The sequence below is a fragment of the Chitinophaga silvisoli genome, assembly GCF_003412465.1.
Classification (GTDB): Bacteria; Bacteroidota; Bacteroidia; order Chitinophagales; family Chitinophagaceae; genus Chitinophaga; species Chitinophaga silvisoli.
On sequence record NZ_QTJV01000004.1, the window covers coordinates 136,479 to 159,436 of the forward strand.

Genomic DNA, 22,958 nt, shown 5'->3' on the forward strand with positions numbered 1-22,958 from the left:
GCCTGATAGTTTTTAACTAAAACCTGATGTTGATGTTAAACAGAAACTGGCGGTTGTTTGGATATTTGAAATCCGAAACACCCGGCATCACATAAGCAGTGGAGGTGATGGATGTATTTGGATCCTGACCCAGGAATTTGGTAAACGTATACACGTTATCTGCTGTCAGGGATACTGTCACATCGTTCAACAACCATTTTTTCACCAGTGATTTAGGCAGCTGGTAAGCCAGTGCGATATTGCGGATAGAGAGGAAGCTACCATCTTTCAGATAACGGGTAGATGTTTCTGTAGAATTAGCAGCGTTCTGCGGACTAGGCTCTGTTGCGTCGTCGCCTGGTTTGGTCCAGATCTTATGATCCTTTGGCAATACAATCTGGTTGTAGTAAGGTTCATTGCCATCGTTTTCCACAAAGCGCAGTGAGTTACTGAATACCTTGTTGCCAGTGATGAAGTAGGTATTCACGCTCAGGCTGATACCTTTATATTTCCAGGTAGATGACAGACCGCCCTGGAATTTAGGCAGTGCAGAACCAACTTCCTGGTAAGTAGCGCTGGCATAGTCAGAAGTCGCTTCGCGGCTGGTCACCTTTCCATTTGTATCATAGTTCACTACTTCCCACTGTGGTGCACCTGTTTCCTTGTTTACACCTAACCATTTAGGCATGTAGAATTCATAGAGGTTACCATCGTTGCGATAGATCTGTGAAATGCTCCAGGTAGATTGTGTACGGGTAATGCTGCTGGGCAACTGGCGCAGTTTGTTGGTATTCACATTCACACTTAAGTCTGTGCTCCACTCAAAATCTTTTGAACGGATATTCACTGAATTGATGCCCAGTTCAATACCATTGTTCACTACCTGGCCCACATTTTCCCAGCGTTGTTCAAAACCAACTGACAGGGGTTGGGATACCTGCAGGAGCAGGTTCTTGGTAATATTATTATAAGCATCTGCAGTGATGTTCAAGCGGTTGTTGAGCACACTCAGATCCACACCTACGTTAATCTGTTGCTTGCTTTCCCAGGTCAGGTTCGGACTTGGCAGCTGTGAAGGAGTAGCGGCTGTAGCACCATTGTACTGGCTGCCCAGGGAGTACAGGCCCAGGTAACGACCGGCACCAATATCCTGTGTACCTGTCACACCAAAGCTACCTCTCAGTTTCAGGTTGTTTACAAACCTGGAATCCTTCATGAAGTCTTCGTTGCTGATCACCCATGCTGCAGATACTGCGGGGAAGTTACCATAACGTTTATTGGAAGGGAAGGCAGTTGATCCATCCACGCGGAAGGATCCTGTGAGGAAGTACTTCTCTTTATAACCATAGCTTACCTGGGAGATCAGGGACTGGATGATAGACTGATCTGCGGAGCCATATACCTGCTGGGTATTGGATACAACATTCAGTACCTGCAGTCCTAAAGGCAAGCCCCTGCCGGATGCACCCAGTACTTCTGCTTTACTGTTTTCAATGGCCACACCTGCTAAACCTGTGAGGGAGTGATCCCCAAACCTGAATTTGAATTTCAGGAGGTCGTTAGAAATAAAGCCATAGCCAAGGGTGCTGTATTCGTAGAGGTAGCCATCATTGTGATAAGCCACCGTTTCAGGAGAATAATAATCTTTGGATTTGGAATAGTTTACAGCACCACGATTGCTGCTGCTGAATGACAACCATGGCGTGATGTTTACGTTCAGTCCCAGGTCATAGTTTACATCAAAGCTCTTATATGGATGTGAAGAATTGGCAACGGTATGCACGGGGTTTGTTCTATCTCTTGACCACCATTTGAAAGTGGAGCTGCCATCTACATATTTAGGTGAGCCGTCTTCATTGTATGGATTATCCCATGGCATGCCCAGGTATGCATAGTATACATCTTCATAGTTGTAAGACTTACCGCTGGTACCGCTGATATTGATATTGTTGGTAACAGCCACATCCCTGGTGAAATGATAGGTAGAGTTTGCACGCAGGTTTACACGCTGATAACCTGAATTCATGAAAGTACCTTTTTCATTGTAGTAGGTAAGTGCTGTATAGTAGTCATTCTTTTCAGTGCTACCGCTGGCAGCGATATAGATGTTCTGCATAGGTGCTGTGCTGAACATGGTATTTAACCAGCTGTAGTTTTGATCTAAGAGGCTTTTCGGGCGCTCGCTGTAAAACTTGAGGATATCAATTTTATAGGAGTTATTTGTAGTACCCGGAATATAATCGCGGTAGTATTCTTTCTGGTGTTCATACAGTTCGCTGCCGGTCATCATCTTCATTTTTCCAAAGTCAGGTTTGCGCAGACCGGTGGTTACCTTTGCTTCGAACTGTGTTTTACCAAGTTTTGCTCTTTTGGTTGTGACGATGATTACGCCTGCATTTGCCTGTGAACCATACATAGCAGTGGCACCGGCATCTTTCAGTACGGTTACGTTTTCCACATCGTTAGGATCGTAATTACCACCGATGATCCCATCTACGACTACCAATGGAGTCTGCGATGCATTGACAGAGGAAACACCACGCAGTCTTATTTCAGAAGCAGCACCTGGTGCACCGGAACTATTCACCACCTGGAGACCAGGTACTTTACCCTGCAGCATGCTACCGAGGTCATTGGTGGTTACGTCTTTCAGTTTCTCAGCGCTCACTACAGCAACAGCACTTGTCAGTTCGCCTTTCTTTTTATCACTATAACCAACTACCACTACTTCGTTGAACTTCTTAGTATCTTCTTCCATCAGGATACTGATGTTACCATGTACACCAGCTACCGGGTATTCTTTTGTAGCGAAACCAATATTGCTGATCACCAGTACATCGGACTTATTCAGGTCGCGAATGGTGAAGTGACCATCGGCATCAGACTGTGTACCTTTGCGGGAACCTTTTACCATCACGGTAGCACCGGGTAAACCAGCGCCGCCGGGTGTAGTGACACGGCCTGATACGGTAATAGTGGTATCAGCCATGGGAACAGGGATCCGGGCTTTGTGAATCACGAAACTGCTACCTTCCAGCGAGTAGGTGACCTGTTGATTTTTAAGGCATAGGTCGAGTACATCCTGTACATTGGCATCTCTTACCTGAAAAGATACAGGGATTGTGTTGGACAATACCTTTTCAGAATAAACGATAGAGACCCCTGTCTGGGTGATGATCTCGGCAAACACTTTCTGGAGTGGCGCTTCTTTAACCGTTAAGGTTACCTTCTGGGAGTACCCTGCAGCAGCAACGTGCAGACAGGTGACCAGGAGAAGCAGGGCGGTCAATTTCATAACCAGGCAAATTTTGGTTGATAGCCCGCGCACACAGCGGGCCATTACATTACAATCGAAATGCATACTTTTGTAGTGTTTGGTAGTACTTAAATGGTCTTACAGTGATTATGCAAGGAATGCCAGATACTTAAACCGGGGATGTTGCGAGCGTCTCCGGTTTTTACATAGGTATCCCTTTTAGCGGCTGCTTTTTTAGAATTCTTCTGCTGCTTTTAAATTTTGGTTCAATTCTAAATTTTGGTTCAGATACCTCTCGGTAACAATAGCTATAAATTTTGGTTTAAATGTTTACGGTAATACGATGACCTTTCTTCCTTCCAGTTTCAGGTGATTATATCCGCTTGCTTCCAGCAAACGTAACACTGATGATAGTTGCAGGTTTCTGCTGATTCCCCCTCCATATAGTTCAGCACTTGGGCTCGCATTGTATACGATCTCTACATCGTACCAGCGGGCTACTTCTCTGAGAATGGCTGGCAAAGCTGTATTATTAAACACGAACACACCGTTTTTCCACGCGGTTACTTTTTGGATGTCTGCGGGTCTGACAGTGATGGCATGGTTCTCATTGTCCATGACAGCCTGCTGACCGGGTTGCAGGGTTTGTAGTGTGTTTCCTTCTTTTACTCTTACGCTTCCTGAAATGAGGGTAGTGTTGACTGTGGCTTCGTCGGCATAGGCCATTATATCAAATCCGGTACCCAGTACCTGTACTTCCATACTGTCCCTGTGTGTGGAAGGTACTTTTACGAGGAAAGGATGTGTGGCGTTGGATGCTACTTCAAAATACCCCTGGCCTTCCAGTTCCACGACACGGTTGCTGCCTGTGAAAGCGGTCGGATAGCGGAGGGTGGTAGCTGAGTTGAGCCATACTTTGGTTCCGTCGGGCAATACGATCTGGAATTGTCCTCCCCTTGGGGTAGATAATTTATTGTAGTGTACAGTACTTGTGTTCCCCTGTCCTGTGTATAGTAATTGTCCGTTTTGCTGTTTGATGGATTGGTTGCCCTGGTGAATGGTTTGGTTGCCGGCGCTGTCCAGTGTTACGACGGTACCATCTGCGAGGGTGAGGGTGGCTTTGTTGCTACCCGGGTTGATGCTTTTTATGGCATCAGTATTGGTTTGGGCCAGGGCAGGTTTTTGTTTGCCTGTCTGGCCAAGGTACCAGAATGCGGAGCCTGCGAGCAGGAGGATTACAGCAGCGGCTGCCAGGCGGCGGAATGTGATGATCCGGCCCCGGGGAGGGATGAGCTGGCTGTAGATGTGCTCGTAGTCTAAGTCAGGAGCGGTGTGTGAAGCCGCTTTTTCAGCGTAGTTGTCGAGGAAGCTACTCAGGGCTTCCTGATGATGTTCATCATTGATGTATATAAATAGCTCGTCCAGCTCTTCGCGGGTGCAAGATCTATTCACATAACGATCCAACAAATATTCTATCCTTGACTGATGCTCTGGCATATACTATAAAGACGTTTGATGTTTGGGATAGGACCGTGAAAAAGTAATAATTTTTTAAATCAGGCAAAAAATCCTGCTTCCACCCGTTGCAGAAGCAGGATTTTTTGCTGTATTCATGGCCTGCGGCCGGCGCTTAATGCAAAAATGAAAAGCCGGCTACTTCACCCAGATATTTACTGTATTTAATCTGGTTTCAAGAACAATCTTATAAAAAGAACCACCCAGGTTTTTCACATCTATTAATGCATGCTCCTGTTTCAATGGCACTTCCTTTATTAATTTATATTCATCCTGCCCACCTTCTTTAAACTGGTTAGTGGTTGTTACATAAATCTTCACATTTCCGGCATCTTCCAGCGCCTTCCACTTCAAATCGATATTCCCCTGTATAAAAGTACCTGCTGCCTGCGCAATGGCCACCTTACCAATGAGGGGCGTACCATCCACTTCACGGGCTACTGAGTCCGGAATATTGATTTGTAAATAGCGTGCTATTGTAGGCATGATATCCACAATCCCCGGTTCATAATACTTTGCATAATTATTCAGGGGGCGATAGCTCGTCACCATCCAGGTACTGCGCTGGCGTGCTGACTGCCCGCCATGATCACGACCCGTTTTTTCATCACGACCATGGTCTGTAGTAATCACGATCATCCAGTCTTCAGGAAAATGCTGTCGCCGATACTGAATCGCCTCCCATAATTTTCCCATCTGGGCATCCATCAGGCTGACAGCCTTGTAAAATTCGGGGCTATCGCCATGCATATGCCCCATATCGTCCGTGTACTCGAGGTACACCCAGTTCAGGGATGCTGCGTCTTTTTTGATGCCTGCTACGGCTTCAGCAATCACCTTTTCATCGATGTTATGCATGAAATCACGCTGCTTGTCATGATGGAAACTGGCAGTATCCAGTTCATAACCATCTGCATGCAGGTCTACATATTCAGACAGGGCAAGTTTTGTACGGTTATCTTCCCAGCTGGAATATACCGCTGTCTTCTTCGTCGGGTAGGCCTCTTTGAAAAGGCGGAAGATATTATGGTAGTGATAGTTTGGAGCCTTGATATCATTGTCAGGCACATTGTGTTTATTGACCCATGTACCTGTGAGCAGGCTATTGTACCCCACTGCCGAGATAGTAGGTGTTTCTGAATAGGTGTTTTTGCCCCCACCTACATGCATGCGGGTATAGGTCCCTGCGGCAATGATTTTATCTATATTTGGGGTGGCTACCTTCTCTATTACATCGGCAGGAATACCGTCTGCAATGACAAATACCACCTTTTTCTCACGTTTGGATTGTGCGCTGACAGTACCAGCCAGCAACAGTAATATAAGTAATTGTTTCATGCCCTAAAATTGGAAATTATTCAATGAATTGTATGTTAGCTTTTCATTAAGCATATGAACAGGAGTACCCCTAATGGCCCTCCATAACGTGACAAAAATGTACGGATATGTTTCAATGTCTCTACCTGCAAATTCTTAACCCTGCTTTTTGACAAACCCAGCTGTGCGGCAATATCATCATGACTCAGGCCCTCTACCCTGCTGAGGCGGAAAATGGTCTGTTTCTGCTCCGACAACTGTGCCAGGGCATTGGAAATCAGTTGCTGGCTCTCCCGGGCGTTGAGCTGCAGATCCAGGGCATCGGCCACTTCCGATATATTGGCCCATACCTGGTCCACGAGCTGTTGCTGCCGTGCTACCTTGCGGAGATGATCGACCGTCTTGTTGCGGGCTATTATAAAGATGTAGTTACCAATGTTCTCGATAGCGGGAAGCTGGTCGCGGCTGGTCCATAGTTTCAGGAAGGTATCCTGGAGAATATCTTCCGCATCTACCGAGGAGTGGGTTAACTGGTATATAAACGCGGCTACCGGCCTGCTATGCCGGTCATATAGCTGCCGGAAGGCACTTTCGTTCCCCTTCCTCAGCTGTTGTAGTAATTCCGTATCCGTGGTAGCCTGCATGCGTAAATAAACCCGACTATCGCTCCTTTAGCTGCTTTGAATTGATGTTATCCTGCTAAAAATAATTAAAGTGAAGCATTGTTTCAGTAAATTTATTCCCAATTTAGATCCCCTATGCCTAAAACCCACTACCACTCTTCGGGAAAATATGCCCCGATCCCCCTTACGATAGCGACTCTTCTGGCTCTCCCTGCCAGCATCTGGTGCGGGAACTTTTATGGGGCACAGACAGGTTCCTATAACCCTACTATAGCTGCTGAAATGGGGCTCTTTGGGCGGATTCTGGCCATGTCTTTCTGGACAGCGGCCCTGTCCCTCATCTTTTACCTGTTTAAACGTTATAATCATAACAGAAATGCCAGGATCAATGTTGGAATCGGGGTCTTCCTTAGTTTGTCTTCCTGGCTCACCAACTGGATTTTTTATTGTAATATGGAAATGAAGGGGATTCATTTAGTAGAATTGGTGATGGTAGCCCTCCCGCTGTCTATAATGCTGATGATGAACTATTACTGTGAGAAATGCAGGCAATACTATTCCAGTACATCCATCTTTATTTTAGATTCAGGCAAGTTTTACAAACACGCCAGGAAGCCAGCTGATTATGATTTTCTGTTGGATCTGGTAATGGATATGAATCAACTGCCGGAAAAAGGGCCGGCTCAGCCAAAAGAAATCATTAAAATTATCTTTTACTATTGCGATTCCTGCGGAAGCCGGGCGATTGTAGATATTGATTCTTATACATGGAGTCAAAGTTCTAAACATTCTTACTGGAAGAAAGAAAGTTATTATCATCACAGATCACATCACAAGTCAGTGATCTCCAGACAGGGGACTGTGGTACAGGGTGCTTACCTGGGTGATGAAGCAGGTAGAAATCTGAAGGCTTACCTGGTAGGATAAAAAAACTGTCGCTCCTGTTGAATGCAGGAACGACAGTTAAAATATTAACAGGCTGTTTCAGTATTAATATGCAGTTTCGTCTGCACCTTTATCCACTCTGCTATTCTGAATCCTGCTCTGTTTATCTATATCCAATTCCTGGTAACCTAATACAAATGAAGGATCACCTGCATTGATAGCCGGTGAAGTACTGCTCAGGTGCAAATTCGTGGTACTTACATAGTTTGGATTGCCATAAGTAGAATGTGCATCCAGGCCTGTAGCTGCTGTAAAGGCGGCCAGTGAACCATAGGTAGTGCCGGTAGGATACCAGTCGAAAGTAGAAGATGCCGCACTGCCTGATGCTCCGTAATACAGGTTATAATCACTTACCAGGTTAGTAGAATTATACCCCCAGAGTGCAATAATCATGATATCGCTGGCAGAATACACGATGTTGTTTTTGATGGTGAGATAATCAGTGTTCTGCAGACTGATTTCTCCACCCCATCCACCATCTGTATTGTTCTTATACAGCGAATTGTTCATGATGGTAGAATAAGTGACCTTACTGTTTGTCTGGTTGGAGCCTACAAGGATTCCTGCATTCTTACTGTTGTAGATAAAGTTGTCCCTGATGTTGATACCAGTCGCCGTGTAATTATTATTTTCACAACCAGCTGAAATACCTGCATAGTTATTATAGCAGATATTACCTTCGATGTTGATGTACTTACCACCATCTACATAGATACCGCCGTTGAGTGCAACTGGTGAAATACAGTTGTATACGATATTGTATTTCACATTTCCATTACGGGCCATGTTCACACTATCATTGGGATTTGCCCAGGAATAATGACCTGTCATGTCGATACCGATGTTGCGAATGTGATGTACCACGTTGCTTTCGATGAGGAAGTTCTCCACATTACCAGCCATGGTCAGCCCTTCGCTATAACCGGTATTACAGCTGTAGATCTGGTTGCTGCCAATATACACTTTGTTGTAAGAAGCGAGTGCATCGCCCCATACCATGAGTGGATTGGCATTGTCGGTAGAAGAAGGTACGGCAGTAGAATCCGTGGTCCAGCCGATATTGTAGATCTTACAACCGGTGACCTGGATGTCGGTACCGCTGCCCTGGAAGAGGATGCCTACGGCACTGGAGGTAATGTTGTTTGCCACGCTGATGTTGTTGATGCGGACATGGCTCCTGGAAACTGCGGCAATCATTGCTTTCTGATCACCATTGGCAGCGCCTACTCCATCGAGGATCACCGTACCACCATTGTAGTTGGTGAGGGTAATGGGATGGGTAGAGTCTGCCCCTGAATAAGGCCACCAGAGCTTTTCCTTGTAGGTACCGGCGGCAACCCAGATGGTGGCTCCGACCCCATCAGCAGTTTTCCACAGGGCGGCCTGGATGGTCTTTAATGGCAAGGTGTCTGAGGTACCGGCATTGGCATCGCTACCAGTGGTACCATTGACATAATAGTTGGTGACTGAGGACGTGGTCACGGCGGTAGTAGCGGTGTTCTTTAACTTATCTTCCGCCTCTTTTTTACAGGCAGAAAGAATCAGCAAGCCACTACAGGCAATTAAGAGGGTTTTTCTCATGGTGTTACAATTTTGGTTAACGGGTTCTCAATTAATAAAGCTGCTTTTCACTATAAAGACGAAGGGGCGAATAGATAGGACCGCTATTTTCATAAAAAAAATAGCCGCCCTTTTGCAAAGGCGGCTATCTGTTAAAGCATCAACTGCTAATTACTTATTAAAACGGGGAATTACCAGGTAGCGGCAAATGGTGTGTGCGGTCAGTGATAATACCACTACTGCGCCCAGGATCAGCGCCTGCTTACCAATGGTGTCAAATACATCCAGGACAGGGGATACTTCTTTGCCGGCGTATAGTGCTGCCATCGCGAACAGTAATATGCCTGTTATCCACAGGGTCAGGTGTGAATAGAAATAGCGCTTTTTCTGGTATCCATTTTTACCAAAGGATGTAAATAACAGAATAACGTGGGCGACGAAAAATACAAGGGCCAGGATGGCGAGCGTTGTGAACATGGTCATAACAATCCAGTTTAGTTGTGCGGTATGGTGTTGATCTTTTAAAAAAACTACAGTGGAACCTTTAATTATAAAGTTAAAAACTTTATGCTTTCGACCAAGTTAATTTCAGGCAATCGGCGTAGGCCGGCTGCCTGAAATAAATAATTAATTATTTTGTGGGGGAGGCGGAGGACCATCATGGCCACCACCGGGAGGGGTTGACTCGGGGAATTTCTGCCCGTTGTGGCAAGTGTAGCAGGTCACAGTCATAATCTGTTTACCATTCTCATCCTTACCTGATTTAAAATACTTCTTGTTGATCCGCATTGTCAATTTCATCATATCCCTGGCCGTTTCCTTTTCTTCCATTACATCACTGGCAAAATCCATCTTCTTAGGATCATCCTTGGAATGCGCATGGCAAAAATCACATTTTACACCCAATGACTTGTTGAAAACACGCATTGTCTGCATCAGCTCTTCATGACTGGTGTTCTTAGGCAATACTTTCAGGTTCTTTGCCTTCTCCTCAGGAGGCATTGAAAGTGAACAAAGCGACACTGCCACTAGCAATGACAATGGCACTATAAGGGACTTCTTAAATTTCATGACCATGGGTTTTGTAATAGTAATAAGCTTCCGGAATGAAATTAGGAAACTCAACAGATATTACAAACTTATTATGACGAATGGATGACATTTCAGGATAAAAATGTAGCCTGTCCCTATGAGCGGGACAGGCCATCGGCAGTTGAAGGTTTAAGAAAAAAGCGCCGGAAAATTACTGCTTTTCACATTTTTGGCCGAATCTCAGCAGTATATTTAACGTTTCGATTACACGGCGTTACCACACATTTCGCGGGCAACCATCGTCATATTTATTGCCGAAAGTAAAGCCCAGTACCAGCTCATGGGTACCACGGTTATAAGCCGCCAGCGCAGTTGTCGCATTGTCATATGAGTAACCCAGGTTCACGGTATTGGAGATATTGAAACCCACCATACCCGCAAAACTGTCCTTATGCCGGTAGCTCGCCCCTATCCAGATCATGTCCCGGTATTGCAACTTAGTATTCACTTCCACCTGCAGCGGCAGGGGGTTGATATATTTGACCATCAGAGATGGTGTCAGGTTTAGATCCTCTGTTATTAAAAAACGATACCCTCCAGTTATGAATATGTGTGGTACCGTTTTCCCGGTTGTTGTTGTGATAGTATGATCTGAATAGCTCAGGGTATTGGGCACAATCTGCTGTGCAGATACACCGATGAAATAATCTGCTGAATAGAGGTATACACCCGCTGTCATATCAAACTTCGTCCTGTTCAGGATGCCGCTGGAATAGACCACCGGATCCACGGTCGTATTATTAAAATTCAGGGAAGAACTGTTCAGACTAAAGCGGCTGAAACCCGCACCAAATCCGGCTGACAGATTCGTTCGCGGTGTAAGACCTATATGATAGGCATAGGTGCCGTACAAACTCAGGTTAGACAAAGGCCCTGTCACATCATTGATCAGCTGCATACCTACACCGTGATGAGGCGCTGCTGCCGTATAATTTTCCCAATATCGTTGTCCGCGTGGATTTTCGCCAGGTACAGCAAAAGAAGTGGCGGTAGTATGATAATCCTTTTTATTGATCGGCCCCTGGATCGTAACATAACTTGTAACCGGCCCTCCGCTCAGCCCCGTCCACTGATGGCGATGACTCACCTTCACGTCAATATAGTTTTCTATACCTGACAATGCAGGATTGATGATATACTGGTTAAGGATATACTGTGTATAGTGTGGCTTTTGCTGTGCATACCCATTTATCGCCAGCAGCATGGAAATACCTAAAATGATCACTTTGTTCATATCGCTGGTTTTCTTATCGGAGAATCACCACCCAACCACTGGGATTAGTGCCAAACCCAATTTTCAGATCTATTGTATAATAATAAGTGCCTACCGGCAAGGGCTTACCATTGTAAGTACCATCCCATTCCGTACCATAGCCCTGGCTGTGGAAAACCACCTGTCCATACCTGTTGAATACATTTACGATGGCTTCAGGGTAGGTATCCAGCTTCGCTATCTTCCAGGTATCATTTATCCCATCGCCATTGGGAGAAAATGCATTCGGGATGATGATCGTTTTGTACACCCGGATATATACATCATCTGTTGCATCACCACAACCCAGGTTGGAGCTGACGGTCAGGGTATAGGTGGTATTGTCCGCAGGTGTCACGATGGGATTTAGAATCGATGCATCAGTAATATTATACACCGGGGTCCATGCATAGCTTACATCCGTGCCACCTGCAATACCTGCCAGCTGTGCGGCTTCGCCTTCAAAGATGTGCTGATCCGCACCAGCATTAGCTGTTGGCAGTTTCCATACATTCACCGTCACTGTATCATAAGCATTGCAGGTACCATTGCTCACTGTTAATATATAAGAAGTAGTATCGGTTGGAGAAGCATTCGTAGTCGCACTCGTAGGAGCTGTAAGTGTAGCTGATGGAGACCATAAATAGGTACTGCCACCACTCCCTTCCAGTGTTACGGAAGCGCCTTCACACATGTTTTGATCTTCGCCCGCGTCCGCATCGGGTGCCGGGTTTACATCGATGCTGGTGGTATCTTTATTGGTACAACCTACTGCCGTCGTCAGGGTTACAATGTAGTCTCCGTTGTTAGCATCCGTCACTTGGTAGATCACGGGATTTTGTTCACTGCTCGTAAAGCCATTAGGACCAGTCCAGCTATAGGTGGCCCCGGAAAATGTAGTGGCACTTAATGCAAGCGTATCTCCTTCACAGCCCGGATCATTACTACTGGCCTGCGGATCAGGGTTATCATCGACCTGGATCGTGATCACATTTGAACTGACACGACAAGCAGAAGATCCGATATTGGTAGTGGATGCGGCAGTCATTCTATATAGATAAGTACCTGCTGCTGTAGGTTGGCGTACATAAGTTGTACTGGTCGCACCACTGATATCTGTCCAGGTAGTACCACCATCTGTACTCAGCTGCCATTGATAAGCAGGATCTGTATAGCCACTGGATACAGTGCCATTGAATGTGAACACGGTGGCATCATCTTTACACAGTTCCTTAGCAGAAGCGCCATCGCTGGTATAGGCGGTCACGGTAGGTCCGCAGGCACGAAATGTAATGTCATCCAGGGCCAGGTCATTGGCTGGCGCACCACCCGGACTACTATTGCTGATTTTGATTTCTACATCAGTTACCCCTGCGGGTGTGGTGAAATAAAAACCAATCTGTTTCCAGACAGCGCCCCCACTGGTGAGGGGAATAGAGCCTGTGGTATAGCTGCCATAAGTGGTAGATTCGTCGGTTGACAGAATGGAGAATGTCACGTTAGGAGGATTATTATCCTGTGAACGCAGCAGGTTCACAATCCATGCTGCAAATTCATAGGTAGTACCTCCACATAAACCTGTTACTGTTTTCTTATAGAAATAATCCTGTACTGAAGTAGCGGCATTTACGACCATCATATAGCCACCCCCCGTATGATCCGTGGTACTCCACCATACCGAACCTGAATTGGCAGTGGAACTTTCTATTGTATAATATCCATCACTGGGAAATGCTTTCGCTACATATGTATACGTAGTAATGCCCGATGCCAGTGCACCGCCAAAATCGGAAGTGCCTGATCCGAAGTCAAGACTTACAACGGGATCACCCAGGCTCCCGGTACATAACTGGGCCTTCATTTCGTGTGAGCAAAGTAGCAGCAACCACATCGACAGCAAACACTTGAAACAAGCGCTCACTCTTGCACGCTTACGTTTTAAGATAGCAATGATCATTATACAGGTATAGTACTTGGAAATTGGGTATTGACAGCATTTCGATTTTAAAAGTGGCCGCAGGCCATCCTTTCGGCATTCTTTTTTAATAAAATACAAGATGAGTCAATACCGGAAAATGCTTTGAGATTAACAGAATGCTAGGTCGAGTGGTGAGACAAAAATATCCTATTAACATTAACAGGGGGAAATACTATGCAGAAGGGGGGAATTTATAGACGAATGAATAATAAAGCCGGCCACAAATTATGTGGCCGGCTTACAACTGAACTTCAGTGTTTATTAGAATGATGGATCTGTTGGCGTATTTGTATTATCGTTCCGCTCTACGAATGGATAAGGAAAATAAGAACGCTTGCGCTCGGTAGTAGGTCTGCCAAAGCGACGCTCATCTTCCAGTGCCAGTCCACCCATGAACAGTTCGATACGGCGGTGTTTGTAAATCAGGTCCAGCAGTTCACTTTCGGTGGCAGCTACTACTGGTTGCAAACCAGCTCCCACACCAAATGCATCCTGCGATGCGGTTTTGGTCACCACTTTATTCAACTCGATTAAACCATTTGCCACATCATGCTGACGGGCATAACACTCTGCCTTGATCAATGTGATCTCTCCGGGGAGGTATACAGGAATAGCCTGTGACACTGCGTTGTAGAAACCTTTGATACGGAAGCGCGGACTGCTGCTGATCGTTACATAAAATGGATAACGCTTGTCATCAGTATCAGGACGGAGGCCTGCAGGCAGGCTCATAGTAGAGTCAGTTACCTGGTAAATGTTGTTGGTAGACGTTACCAGTGTGAAGATGGGATTTGTGGTCAGTGCATTGTAGTTATAAGTAGAGGTAGTACTTAGTGTTACAGCATTAGCTGCTGCAAGTGCTGTAGTATAATCGCCGGCAAACAATGCATAGCGGGCTTTCAGCGCATACAGGGTGTTTTGCAGATCGATACCCGCAGGGATGTTTTTAGTAAAAGTACTGCTCACTGCATTGGCACTGATCGCTGCCAGCGCATTGTTAATAATGGCAATGGCTTTGGCATAACCAGCAGTATTGGTAATGAAGGGAACATTTGTACCTGTAGTATCCGGAATCTGCTCCCAGAACTCCGCCATATCACCAATAGCCAGCGCCTTCCAGATGGAGGTGTAGGCGATGAGCCCACTGGCATAGCTTTTATCGGCAACTACGGCATCCACATGACTCAGTACATTGTTGGCATCGAAGATGATTTTATTGCTGACGGTCCAGAGGCCTGTCACAATTGTATTGGTGTTCTGCACATTGGTACCACCCAGGTACAGCTGATTTTCATCTGTATTACCTGCGTTGACCACATAGGTTTCGCCGGTCAGCAAACTGGCAGCAGCTATCTTAGTATACACATTCCCGGTTCTGTTGGCTGTGTACCAGTTTTGTAAACCTACCGCTACATCAGTCAGTGCATTCGGAGTATTGAATGCATTGTCCGTTGAAGGCCCGGAAGGATCTGTATAATCTTTTTTGCAGGATGATGCAGCAAAGAGAAGAATCCCTGCCATAATGGACCTGCTATAGTTATTGATATACCTTTTCATGAATCTCCTTTTTGATGGTTTAGAATTTGGCACGAATCGCTACGTTGTAAGTTCTTGGAGCAGGCACTGTACCGAAGTCAATACCACGGAGTATTGTACTTTGTCCTGCTGCGTTTACTTCCGGATCGTATCCTTTGTAATGATCCCATGAGTAAAGGTTTCTACCACCCACGCTCACTGTCAGATCTTTGATCCCTTTAACTTTGCCAATATTGTAGCTCAATGATAATTCTCTCAGTTTTACGAAAGAGCCATCATCAATTCTCCATTCCTGAATAGCATATACACCTGCGATATAACCACGTGGCAGCTGACCTCTGTCTTCCTGTTCTGCCACCTTGCCATTATCCACACCCTGCCTGGTTCTGAAGTCAGCATTGAATACGCTGCCTCCCTGTACGGCATCCAGCTGTGTATGCAGGTTCCATCTTTTGTAACGGAAATCGTTCGTCAGGGTACCTGTCCAGTCAGGATTCGGATCACCAATTTTCTTTTGCAGGGAGGAGCCTGTTGGTAAGCCATTCGCATCACGACCAGCGGTATAGCTCATCGCACCGTTTTGTGTACCCAGTTCTGTCAGCGGAATACCGGCTGCATTGGTGATTTCTTTGCCATTCGCATCGCGTGCGAAGAAAGTGCCATAGAAGAAACCTATAGGCTGACCATTTGCAATAGCTACCGGGGCACCACTGTTTGTGCTGTACAGGATGAGTGATTGTCCGATATCCAGTGCTTTGTTTCTATTGTGGTTCCAGATAGCAGTCAGGTTCCATTCGAAATCTTTTGCCTTCACAGGCGCTACATTCAGCAATACTTCCACACCATTGTTCTGGAGCGAACCGATGTTGTCCAGGCTGCTGGAATAGCCTTGTGTGGGTGCAATGGCACGGCTGATGAGCAGGTCATTTACACGCTTATGATATACGTTCACAGACACATTCACACGACTGTCCAGGAAAGCGAGGTCTGTACCAAATTCAAGTTCTTTTTGCCTTTCCGGTTTTACATTCGGGTTGGTGTAAGTGGTAGGTGAAGTGAAAGAAGCTGCACCTACGAATGCCACTGCATTGTATGTATTGTAACGTCCATAGGCAGGGATGCCTGTCAGGTTGCCGGATTCACCATATGCCGCACGCAGTTTTAACACATTCCACCATTTGGATACACCGAGGTTCTGCCAGTAATCGGTACCGGAGATCACATAGCTACCACTCAGTTTTGTATACAGCTGGTTTCTTTCTGACTCTCCGAATACGGATGAACCATCTATTCTCAATGCACCTGTTACAAAGAACTGGTCGCGGTATTTAAAGTTCTGCTGGATGTATTCGCCGGAGATAGAAGTTTCTGTACGCTGATCATAACCCGTGATAGCAGTAGCTGCACCACTTACAGTCGTTACGTAAGGAGGCAGACCACGGCCCTGCTGCAGAGCATAGTGCATTCTGGAATATTGCTGGGAGAAACCAACCTGTGTTACTGAAGCCAGGCGACTACTGATTTGTGCATTGTAAGTAGCATTCAGATCATGGTTGATCAGGAATGAATTGTTGTTACCTGCACTGGCGTAACCATTCTGGGTAGGGTCCAGTGAAGCACCACCACCAAAGAAGCTGGAACTTACATTGTAAGCATAAGGAGGAATGAGGGTAGTACCATCCTGACTATAGTTGTCAATACCCATATGATAGTCGATAGTCAGGTTCTTCACGGGTTTGAGTTTAATACCCGCCCCCGCGATGATCCTGCTCGTTTGCTGCTGCTGTTTGATGTCTTCTATTACGGAAACAGGGTTTACACGTCCACGTTCTCCCACTGCCTTTATATTTCCCTGTGCATCTCTTGCCCAGATGTCGTAATAGTTACCAATGATGGTGACAGAGTTGGTAGGTGAGAAGAAAGAGTTACCATCCGGTTTCTCGTTTGATTTGCTATACACATAGTTCATGCTGGCGTTGAAGCTGATCCAGTTGTTCAGTTCCTGGTCGAGGTTTAAGCGGAAGCTGTAACGGTTGAAATCAGTATTCCTTACAATACCCTGATTGTAGAGATAACCGGCTGAAGCATAGTATTTGGTTTTATTCTGGCCACCGGTAACGGAGATATTGTTGTCAGACCCTACACCAGTGCGGAAGATGTAGTCCTGGTAATCGTAGCGTTGTACATCGGTAGTATTGGTGATAGTAGGTGTCAGGATTGTCTGTGTGGATGTAGCCGGATCACCGCCAAATTTGGTAGGGGCTTCGTTTACATCCAGTTTTTTGCGCAGCTGGTTGACATTGAAGCTGGTGCTGAAATTCACGATAGGCGCACCACCTGAACCACGCTTGGTAAAGATCTGTACCACACCGGCATTTGCACGGCTACCATAAATGGCCGCTGCTGCTGCACCGTTCAGTACTTCCATGCTTTCGATATCCGCAGGGTTGATATCCACCATACGGTTCTGGCCTACACTACCTACAGATGTACCACCATTGTAGCTGGCATCTGCATTGGTTACACGGGTAGTAGAGTTGTCAATGATCACACCATCTATAATGTACAATGGTTCTGTTGAACCGGAAATGGTACTGATACCACGTAGTTTTACGGAGATACCGCCTGCAGGATCACCGGAGTTCTGAGTAATCTGTGCGCCCATGGTTTTACCCTGCAATGCAGCGAGTACGTTGCCGGTAGCACCTTTGGAAAGTTCTGCTGCTTTTACAGTGCTCACATAACTCCCCAGTTGCCTGCGGGTAGTACCTGCGGATGTACCTGTAATGACTACTTCATCCAGTTTGGATACAGCAGCACCCAGTTGGGCATCTAATGTATAGGTGGTGCCTGTACCAATGACGAGCTCACTTTGTTTAGCAGCGAAGCCGACACCGGAGAAGCTCACAGTGTAAGTGCCTGGTTTCAGTTCGGCGTTGATCACAAATTTGCCATCCACGTCAGTCATAGCACCTGATTTGGTGTTTTTGATGGCTACAGTGATGCCGGGCAATGGAGTGCCGGTTTCGTCTGTTACTTTACCTGTCAGTTTTACCTGTGCGAAGACGGTGGCGGCAGTTAAACACTGCATGACAAAGAAGAGTAACAGGTACCTGCACCTGATGTGCCGGAATAATTGATACATTCTCATAGCTAATTTTTAAATGTAAAGACGATAGATCCTGGCAAAGTATCCCCATGTCCCGTAGGGATAAATGTTTTTTTAAATGATACAATGACTCATGCATACAATGAGTCAATAATGCTTAATAAAAAAATGATTACAGGTGTTGACTGGTGGCAATTGTTGCTCCACACCAGTTTTCAGGCGATACACTTCACTGTTTACGACAACGGTCCTGCAAAATGAATTACTGATTATCCTTTGCGCATAGCTTCCATACTGAACGACGATTTTGATTTCCGGGTTTGCATCAAAAGTAACCAGGAGGTATGTAGAAAATGAAAATTAAAATTCCTCCTCCCCTTACCCGAATTTAATTGGGTGAAATTTACTTTTAAAACAATCCTGTAGTTTATTCACAAGTGTTTATTACAATATCTGAATGCCTTTCTTCCTGTAAGGTTGCAATTTCTTAGAATTAGGTGGCAACTCTGTAATCAGAATATCTATCTCTTCCACATCACAGATCTTCAGCTGCTCTGCTGTATCCAGTTTCTCTGAGATGGACAATACCACTACTTTTTTCGAGGTACTGATCATGGCACGTTTTACCTGCACCACTTCCCAGTCATTGTCCGTCAAACCATCATTGGCATCCATCGCATTATTCCCCAGGAAACACAGATCTGCTTTGATCATTTTGATTTTTGAAATCGCCTCTCCACCTACTGTGATCTTGGAACCTTTGGCCAGTTTATCGCCTATTACGATCACTTCGATGTTAGGATGGTTGGCGTATTCAAAAGCTGCCGGTAAACTAACTGTTATAAAAGTGGCCTGCAGATCTTTGGGCAGCATCCGCGCCAGTTCCGCAATGGTGGTACCACCTGTTGTTAATACAAACATGCCATCCTGTATAAGCTGTACCGCTTTTAACGCGATGGTCTTTTTATCTTCTACAGCATATACATCCTGAGAAGTGATACCGAGATGAAAAGAATTTGACAACGCACCACCATGTACCTTGATGATTTTACCTTCCTGCGCCAGTTCAGCCAGGTCCCTGCGGATCGTATCTTCAGATACCTGGATCTGTTCACTCAGATGTGAAGACAGCACCTTGTTATGTAAGTTCACCTGGTGTAGTATATAGGCGTGGCGTTCTTCTTTTAGCATCCCGCTATGATTAGTTGGTTGAAAATAATGATTGGTGCGATCTGGAAATGAAATTCAGCAAAAAAACGCACAAATCCAAATATAAATCCGCATTTTTTGCTGGTTCACGCCAATATTTTTGAGAATCTTGCCGGTTTATGCAGGAAATGAGCATTTGCCCATAGTGATAGCCGGCATCCCGGGCTTCCCGAAATTGATTCCCTCTCCCATCACCGCTTCATTTGCCAAGATAGCAAATAAAACCGCTTCTTTTGCATCTCCGGCTATCCCCAGCTCAGCGGTCGTTTTAATTTTCAGATGCGGCATGCGGGTTTTAATCAATTCTACCAGGAGCGGATTGTGTGCACCACCACCACTCATGTATACGGCGTAAGATTTGTTTGCATCCAGTACACTTAGTAATGCATCGGTGATTGTATCTGCACTGAATTGGGTGAGGGTGGCCATCACATCAAACGGGAGCAGACCGGTGGTCTGACTTTTTGATTGCGCTGCCAATACGTATTCCCTGTTAAATAATTCAGGGCCTGTCGTACGTGGGAATCCTTCTTTGAAAAAGGAATTATCTTTTAAGGCAGCCAACAATTGTTCATTTACTGTTCCCTGCTTTGCAAATGCTGCATCTTCATCAAATTCTTTCCCGAAATAATGACGGGAAAATGCATCCAGCAAGGTATTGCCCGGTCCCGTATCCGTTACAAATACTTTACCTGCATCCAGTGATCCGGGCAGGAATGTGAAGTTTGCAATTCCTCCCATGTTCAGCATGATCCTGTCTTCTCCCTGTTGAGAGAATAAACAGTAATCACCATACAATGCAAGCGGGGCTCCTTCTCCTCCTGCCGCAATATGCTTCTGGCGAAAATCACTCAGGGTGATAATGCCTGTTTTGACGGCGATGTGATCCCCATCTCCTATTTGCAAAGTCGCATTTGGAAACGCTGCCTGCTGATGCAAAATCTTAGGACTATGATATACTGTCTGACCGTGCGATGCAATCAAATCGACTGCTGCAGGTGCTATATTCCATTTTTGTAAGCACTGTAGAATCCAGGCTGCATGATGATTTGCAATCCATGGATTGAGCAGGCAAAGCTGCTGAAAAGCGATGGTTTCCTTTGCAAAGATTTTGCGGATTTCATCTTTTACTTCCAGTGGATAGGGTACTGTTTCAAATTGCTCCAGTACTACTTTCGTCTCCATGCCACTGCCACTGATTGCACACAAAGCTACATCCAGCCCGTCGAGCGATGTACCTGACATCAGGCCGATAATACGTCGTACCGGCTTTTGCGTAATGGTAAAGAGTCTTTGTAAATTACTGTTCATGCATACGGCTTTCGATGGCGGCTCTGATACTGCCATGCTCTTCGATCAGTTGTTTTGCCTTGTCCTTGTCTACTCCCAGTTCACTCATCACCATCCTGATGCCCCTGTCTATCAGTTTATGATTGCTCAGTTGCATGTCCACCATCTTATTGCCCTTTACCCTGCCCAGTTGGATCATGACGGTAGTAGAGATCATATTCAACACCAGCTTCTGTGCAGTACCGGCTTTCATCCGGGTGCTGCCTGTCAGGAACTCTGCACCTACCGGTACCTCTACAGGGTATTCCACTTCTGCGGCCAATGGACTGTTCTGATTGCAGGTAATACATCCCGTGAGAATACCACGTGCCCGCATTTGTTTCACACCACCTATTACATAAGGCGTGGTCCCTGATGCTGCTATTCCTATCACTACGTCATGCTCATTGATATGATATGCATCCAGGTCTTTTACCGCCTGTTCTTTATCGTCTTCTGCAAATTCTACTGCTTTGCGGATGGCGGTATCACCACCTGCTATCAACCCTATGACCAGATCAAAACCTACGCCGAATGTGGGCGGACATTCTGATGCATCCAGGATCCCCAATCGCCCGCTGGTACCTGCCCCGATGTAAAAAAGGCGACCCCCTTTTTTCATTCGTTCTACGGTAGCCGTTACCAGCTTTTCGATTTGCGGCAGCGCCTTCGCGACCGCCTGTGGTACAGTATTGTCCTCACTGTTGATCCCTTCCAGGATGGCTTTTACGCTCATCTTTTCGAGGTTGTTATAGTGAGATGAACTTTCAGTAGTTAGCATATTATAATAATGTTTTTTCTGCGGGTTTTGAGAAAATCCATAAGCCGGCGAACATGAGCAATCCGTTTATAAGTAGTAGTTCCAGCCCTATTTTGAAATCGCCGAGTATTGCTGATTGATAGGTATCCAGTAATAAACAGGCCAATGGTGCTACCACCGCAATTACAGGCACCGCCTTGTCATGCACACGACGATTGGTGAGTATGCCAAAGGAGAATAAACCCAGCAATGGTCCGTAAGTATAACTCGCTACAGTAAGGATTACACCTATCATGCTCGCACTGCTGATCCATTTAAAGACCAGTACGAAGAGCAGGAAGATAAATGTGAAGACCAGGTGTACGCGCTGCCTGGTAGATTTCTTTTGCTTTTCGTTCTGCTCAGCGTTCCTGTTAATACCCAGGATATCTATACAATAAGAGGAGGTCAGTGCTGTAATGGCACCATCTGCACTTGGGAACAGGGCAGAGATCAAGGCCACGATAAAGATGATAGACATGTAAGCAGGCATGTGATTCAGCGCCAGTGCAGGGAAGAGTTTATCGCCCTTTACATCTACATTCAGCTGCTCTGCATACAGGTATAATAAACCGCCTAAGAACAGGAACAACAGTAATACGACCATCAGGATGAGTGACAGGGTCACCACATTCTTCTGTGCATCTTTCAGTGTTTTTACAGAGATGTTTTTCTGCATCATTTCCTGGTCCATACCCGTCATGGTGATAGTGATAAAGGCACCACCCAGTATTTGCTTCAGGAAGAATAACTTACTGTTGGGATCACCGAAGAAGATCCTCGTCATACCCTGCTGCGACATCCTGTTGATACTTTCACCCATGCTGATGTCCATGCTGTGCAGGATGTAAATGGTGCAAAGTACTAAGCCCAGGAGCATACAGGTGGTCTGCAAAGTATCTGTGTATACGATGGTCTTTACCCCACCTTCGAAAGTATAAAGCAGGATCATGAGCAGGATGACCAGCGTCGTAACCCAGAAAGGGATTCCGAACTGGTTCATGATTGCTTCCTGCAGGATATTCACTACGAGGTACAACCTTGCAGTGGCCCCCAGTGTTCTGGATAATATAAAGAAGGAAGCGCCGGTTTTGTATGATGCCACGCCGAAACGGGTCTCCAGGTAATTATAGATCGATGTCAGCTTCAGCCGGTAATAGAGCGGCAGGAGCACAAAGGCAATGACAAGATAGCCAATCAGGTACCCGATGGTCACCTGGAAATAGGAGAAGGAATTCTTCGCCACATCGCCGGGCACACTTACAAAAGTGACACCGCTCAGGGAGGTACCAATCATACCAAAAGCTACCAGCATCCAGTTGGAATTGCGGTTGCCAATAAAAAAAGACTCGTTACTGGAATTACGGCCGGTATACCAGGCTACTACCAATAAGACAATAAAATAAACGACTACGATTGAAAATAAGAGCACTGGTGACATAACCGATATACAATTTTG

At 45.8% G+C, this 22,958-nt stretch carries 16 protein-coding genes; 1 reads left to right on the plus strand and 15 read right to left on the minus strand.

Annotated features, from left to right (window positions below):
- Positions 1 to 16: 16 nt before the first annotated feature.
- From DXN04_RS12650 to DXN04_RS12665, 4 genes are all read right to left on the minus strand, one after another.
- Positions 17 to 3,274: a TonB-dependent receptor gene (locus DXN04_RS12650; protein ID WP_116853721.1), complete on the minus strand. Its 3,258-nt coding sequence runs from the start codon at positions 3,272 to 3,274 to the stop codon at positions 17 to 19.
- A gap of 291 nt (positions 3,275 to 3,565) precedes the next feature.
- The gene (locus DXN04_RS12655; protein WP_158568986.1) at positions 3,566 to 4,687 is read right to left on the minus strand and encodes a FecR family protein; all 1,122 of its coding nucleotides are present in this window, start codon (positions 4,685 to 4,687) and stop codon (positions 3,566 to 3,568) included.
- A 201-nt stretch (positions 4,688 to 4,888) separates the two neighbouring features.
- Positions 4,889 to 6,088 (minus strand): alkaline phosphatase family protein, encoded by a 1,200-nt coding sequence (locus DXN04_RS12660; protein WP_116853723.1) that lies wholly within the window; start codon positions 6,086 to 6,088, stop codon positions 4,889 to 4,891.
- Between the two features lie 35 nt (positions 6,089 to 6,123).
- Positions 6,124 to 6,711, minus strand: coding sequence for an RNA polymerase sigma factor (locus DXN04_RS12665; protein ID WP_116853724.1), 588 nt, complete (start codon positions 6,709 to 6,711; stop codon positions 6,124 to 6,126).
- Between the two features lie 114 nt (positions 6,712 to 6,825).
- On the opposite strand from DXN04_RS12665, the gene DXN04_RS12670 reads away from it, so the two are divergent.
- Positions 6,826 to 7,617, plus strand: a complete 792-nt coding sequence (locus tag DXN04_RS12670; protein WP_116853725.1) for an ECF transporter S component — start codon at positions 6,826 to 6,828, stop codon at positions 7,615 to 7,617.
- A gap of 63 nt (positions 7,618 to 7,680) precedes the next feature.
- Here DXN04_RS12670 and DXN04_RS12675 read toward each other — a convergent pair whose 3' ends face one another.
- From DXN04_RS12675 to DXN04_RS12725, 11 genes are all read right to left on the minus strand, one after another.
- A complete protein-coding gene (locus DXN04_RS12675; protein WP_116853726.1) occupies positions 7,681 to 9,216 on the minus strand; it encodes a choice-of-anchor Q domain-containing protein in 1,536 nt (511 codons plus the stop codon).
- 150 nt (positions 9,217 to 9,366) lie between these two features.
- Positions 9,367 to 9,678 carry a hypothetical protein gene (locus DXN04_RS12680; protein WP_116853727.1) on the minus strand — a complete coding sequence of 104 codons (312 nt, stop codon included), beginning with the start codon at positions 9,676 to 9,678 and terminating at the stop codon, positions 9,367 to 9,369.
- Between the two features lie 144 nt (positions 9,679 to 9,822).
- Entirely contained in the window at positions 9,823 to 10,266 is a 444-nt protein-coding gene (locus tag DXN04_RS12685; RefSeq protein WP_116854313.1) for a c-type cytochrome, read from the minus strand.
- Between the two features lie 235 nt (positions 10,267 to 10,501).
- Entirely contained in the window at positions 10,502 to 11,521 is a 1,020-nt protein-coding gene (locus DXN04_RS12690) for a PorP/SprF family type IX secretion system membrane protein (protein ID WP_116853728.1), read from the minus strand.
- Positions 11,522 to 11,534: 13 nt separating this feature from the next.
- Positions 11,535 to 13,496 (minus strand): gliding motility-associated C-terminal domain-containing protein, encoded by a 1,962-nt coding sequence (locus DXN04_RS12695; protein WP_116853729.1) that lies wholly within the window; start codon positions 13,494 to 13,496, stop codon positions 11,535 to 11,537.
- Positions 13,497 to 13,778: 282 nt separating this feature from the next.
- Positions 13,779 to 15,074: a RagB/SusD family nutrient uptake outer membrane protein gene (locus DXN04_RS12700; protein WP_116853730.1), complete on the minus strand. Its 1,296-nt coding sequence runs from the start codon at positions 15,072 to 15,074 to the stop codon at positions 13,779 to 13,781.
- A 19-nt stretch (positions 15,075 to 15,093) separates the two neighbouring features.
- Positions 15,094 to 18,198, minus strand: a complete 3,105-nt coding sequence (locus DXN04_RS12705) for a SusC/RagA family TonB-linked outer membrane protein (protein WP_233525583.1) — start codon at positions 18,196 to 18,198, stop codon at positions 15,094 to 15,096.
- Positions 18,199 to 18,606: 408 nt separating this feature from the next.
- Complete coding sequence (locus tag DXN04_RS12710; protein WP_116853732.1) at positions 18,607 to 19,353, minus strand: DeoR/GlpR family DNA-binding transcription regulator; 747 nt, start codon at positions 19,351 to 19,353, stop codon at positions 18,607 to 18,609.
- Between the two features lie 135 nt (positions 19,354 to 19,488).
- Positions 19,489 to 20,682, minus strand: coding sequence for an anhydro-N-acetylmuramic acid kinase (locus tag DXN04_RS12715; RefSeq protein ID WP_116853733.1), 1,194 nt, complete (start codon positions 20,680 to 20,682; stop codon positions 19,489 to 19,491).
- Positions 20,672 to 21,481 carry an N-acetylmuramic acid 6-phosphate etherase gene (gene murQ, locus DXN04_RS12720; RefSeq protein WP_116853734.1) on the minus strand — a complete coding sequence of 270 codons (810 nt, stop codon included), beginning with the start codon at positions 21,479 to 21,481 and terminating at the stop codon, positions 20,672 to 20,674. Before murQ ends, DXN04_RS12715 begins: the two co-directional genes overlap by 11 nt.
- Position 21,482: 1 nt before the next feature.
- Complete coding sequence (locus tag DXN04_RS12725; RefSeq protein ID WP_116853735.1) at positions 21,483 to 22,940, minus strand: sodium:solute symporter; 1,458 nt, start codon at positions 22,938 to 22,940, stop codon at positions 21,483 to 21,485.
- Between the last annotated feature and the right edge of the window lie 18 nt (positions 22,941 to 22,958).

Bases quoted from the DNA above. Each gene is read 5' to 3' on its own strand.
- DXN04_RS12700 (WP_116853730.1), bottom strand. From the start codon at position 15,074: ATGAAAAGGTATATCAATAACTATAGCAGGTCCATTATGGCAGGGATT.
- DXN04_RS12680 (WP_116853727.1), bottom strand. From the start codon at position 9,678: ATGACCATGTTCACAACGCTCGCCATCCTGGCCCTTGTATTTTTCGTC.
- DXN04_RS12670 (WP_116853725.1), top strand. From the start codon at position 6,826: ATGCCTAAAACCCACTACCACTCTTCGGGAAAATATGCCCCGATCCCC.
- DXN04_RS12710 (WP_116853732.1), bottom strand. From the start codon at position 19,353: ATGCTAAAAGAAGAACGCCACGCCTATATACTACACCAGGTGAACTTA.
- DXN04_RS12690 (WP_116853728.1), bottom strand. From the start codon at position 11,521: ATGAACAAAGTGATCATTTTAGGTATTTCCATGCTGCTGGCGATAAAT.
- DXN04_RS12665 (WP_116853724.1), bottom strand. From the start codon at position 6,711: ATGCAGGCTACCACGGATACGGAATTACTACAACAGCTGAGGAAGGGG.
- DXN04_RS12660 (WP_116853723.1), bottom strand. From the start codon at position 6,088: ATGAAACAATTACTTATATTACTGTTGCTGGCTGGTACTGTCAGCGCA.
- DXN04_RS12675 (WP_116853726.1), bottom strand. From the start codon at position 9,216: ATGAGAAAAACCCTCTTAATTGCCTGTAGTGGCTTGCTGATTCTTTCT.
- DXN04_RS12650 (WP_116853721.1), bottom strand. From the start codon at position 3,274: ATGAAATTGACCGCCCTGCTTCTCCTGGTCACCTGTCTGCACGTTGCT.
- DXN04_RS12685 (WP_116854313.1), bottom strand. From the start codon at position 10,266: ATGAAATTTAAGAAGTCCCTTATAGTGCCATTGTCATTGCTAGTGGCA.
- DXN04_RS12725 (WP_116853735.1), bottom strand. From the start codon at position 22,940: ATGTCACCAGTGCTCTTATTTTCAATCGTAGTCGTTTATTTTATTGTC.
- DXN04_RS12695 (WP_116853729.1), bottom strand. From the start codon at position 13,496: ATGATCATTGCTATCTTAAAACGTAAGCGTGCAAGAGTGAGCGCTTGT.
- DXN04_RS12715 (WP_116853733.1), bottom strand. From the start codon at position 20,682: ATGAACAGTAATTTACAAAGACTCTTTACCATTACGCAAAAGCCGGTA.
- DXN04_RS12705 (WP_233525583.1), bottom strand. From the start codon at position 18,198: ATGTATCAATTATTCCGGCACATCAGGTGCAGGTACCTGTTACTCTTC.
- murQ (WP_116853734.1), bottom strand. From the start codon at position 21,481: ATGCTAACTACTGAAAGTTCATCTCACTATAACAACCTCGAAAAGATG.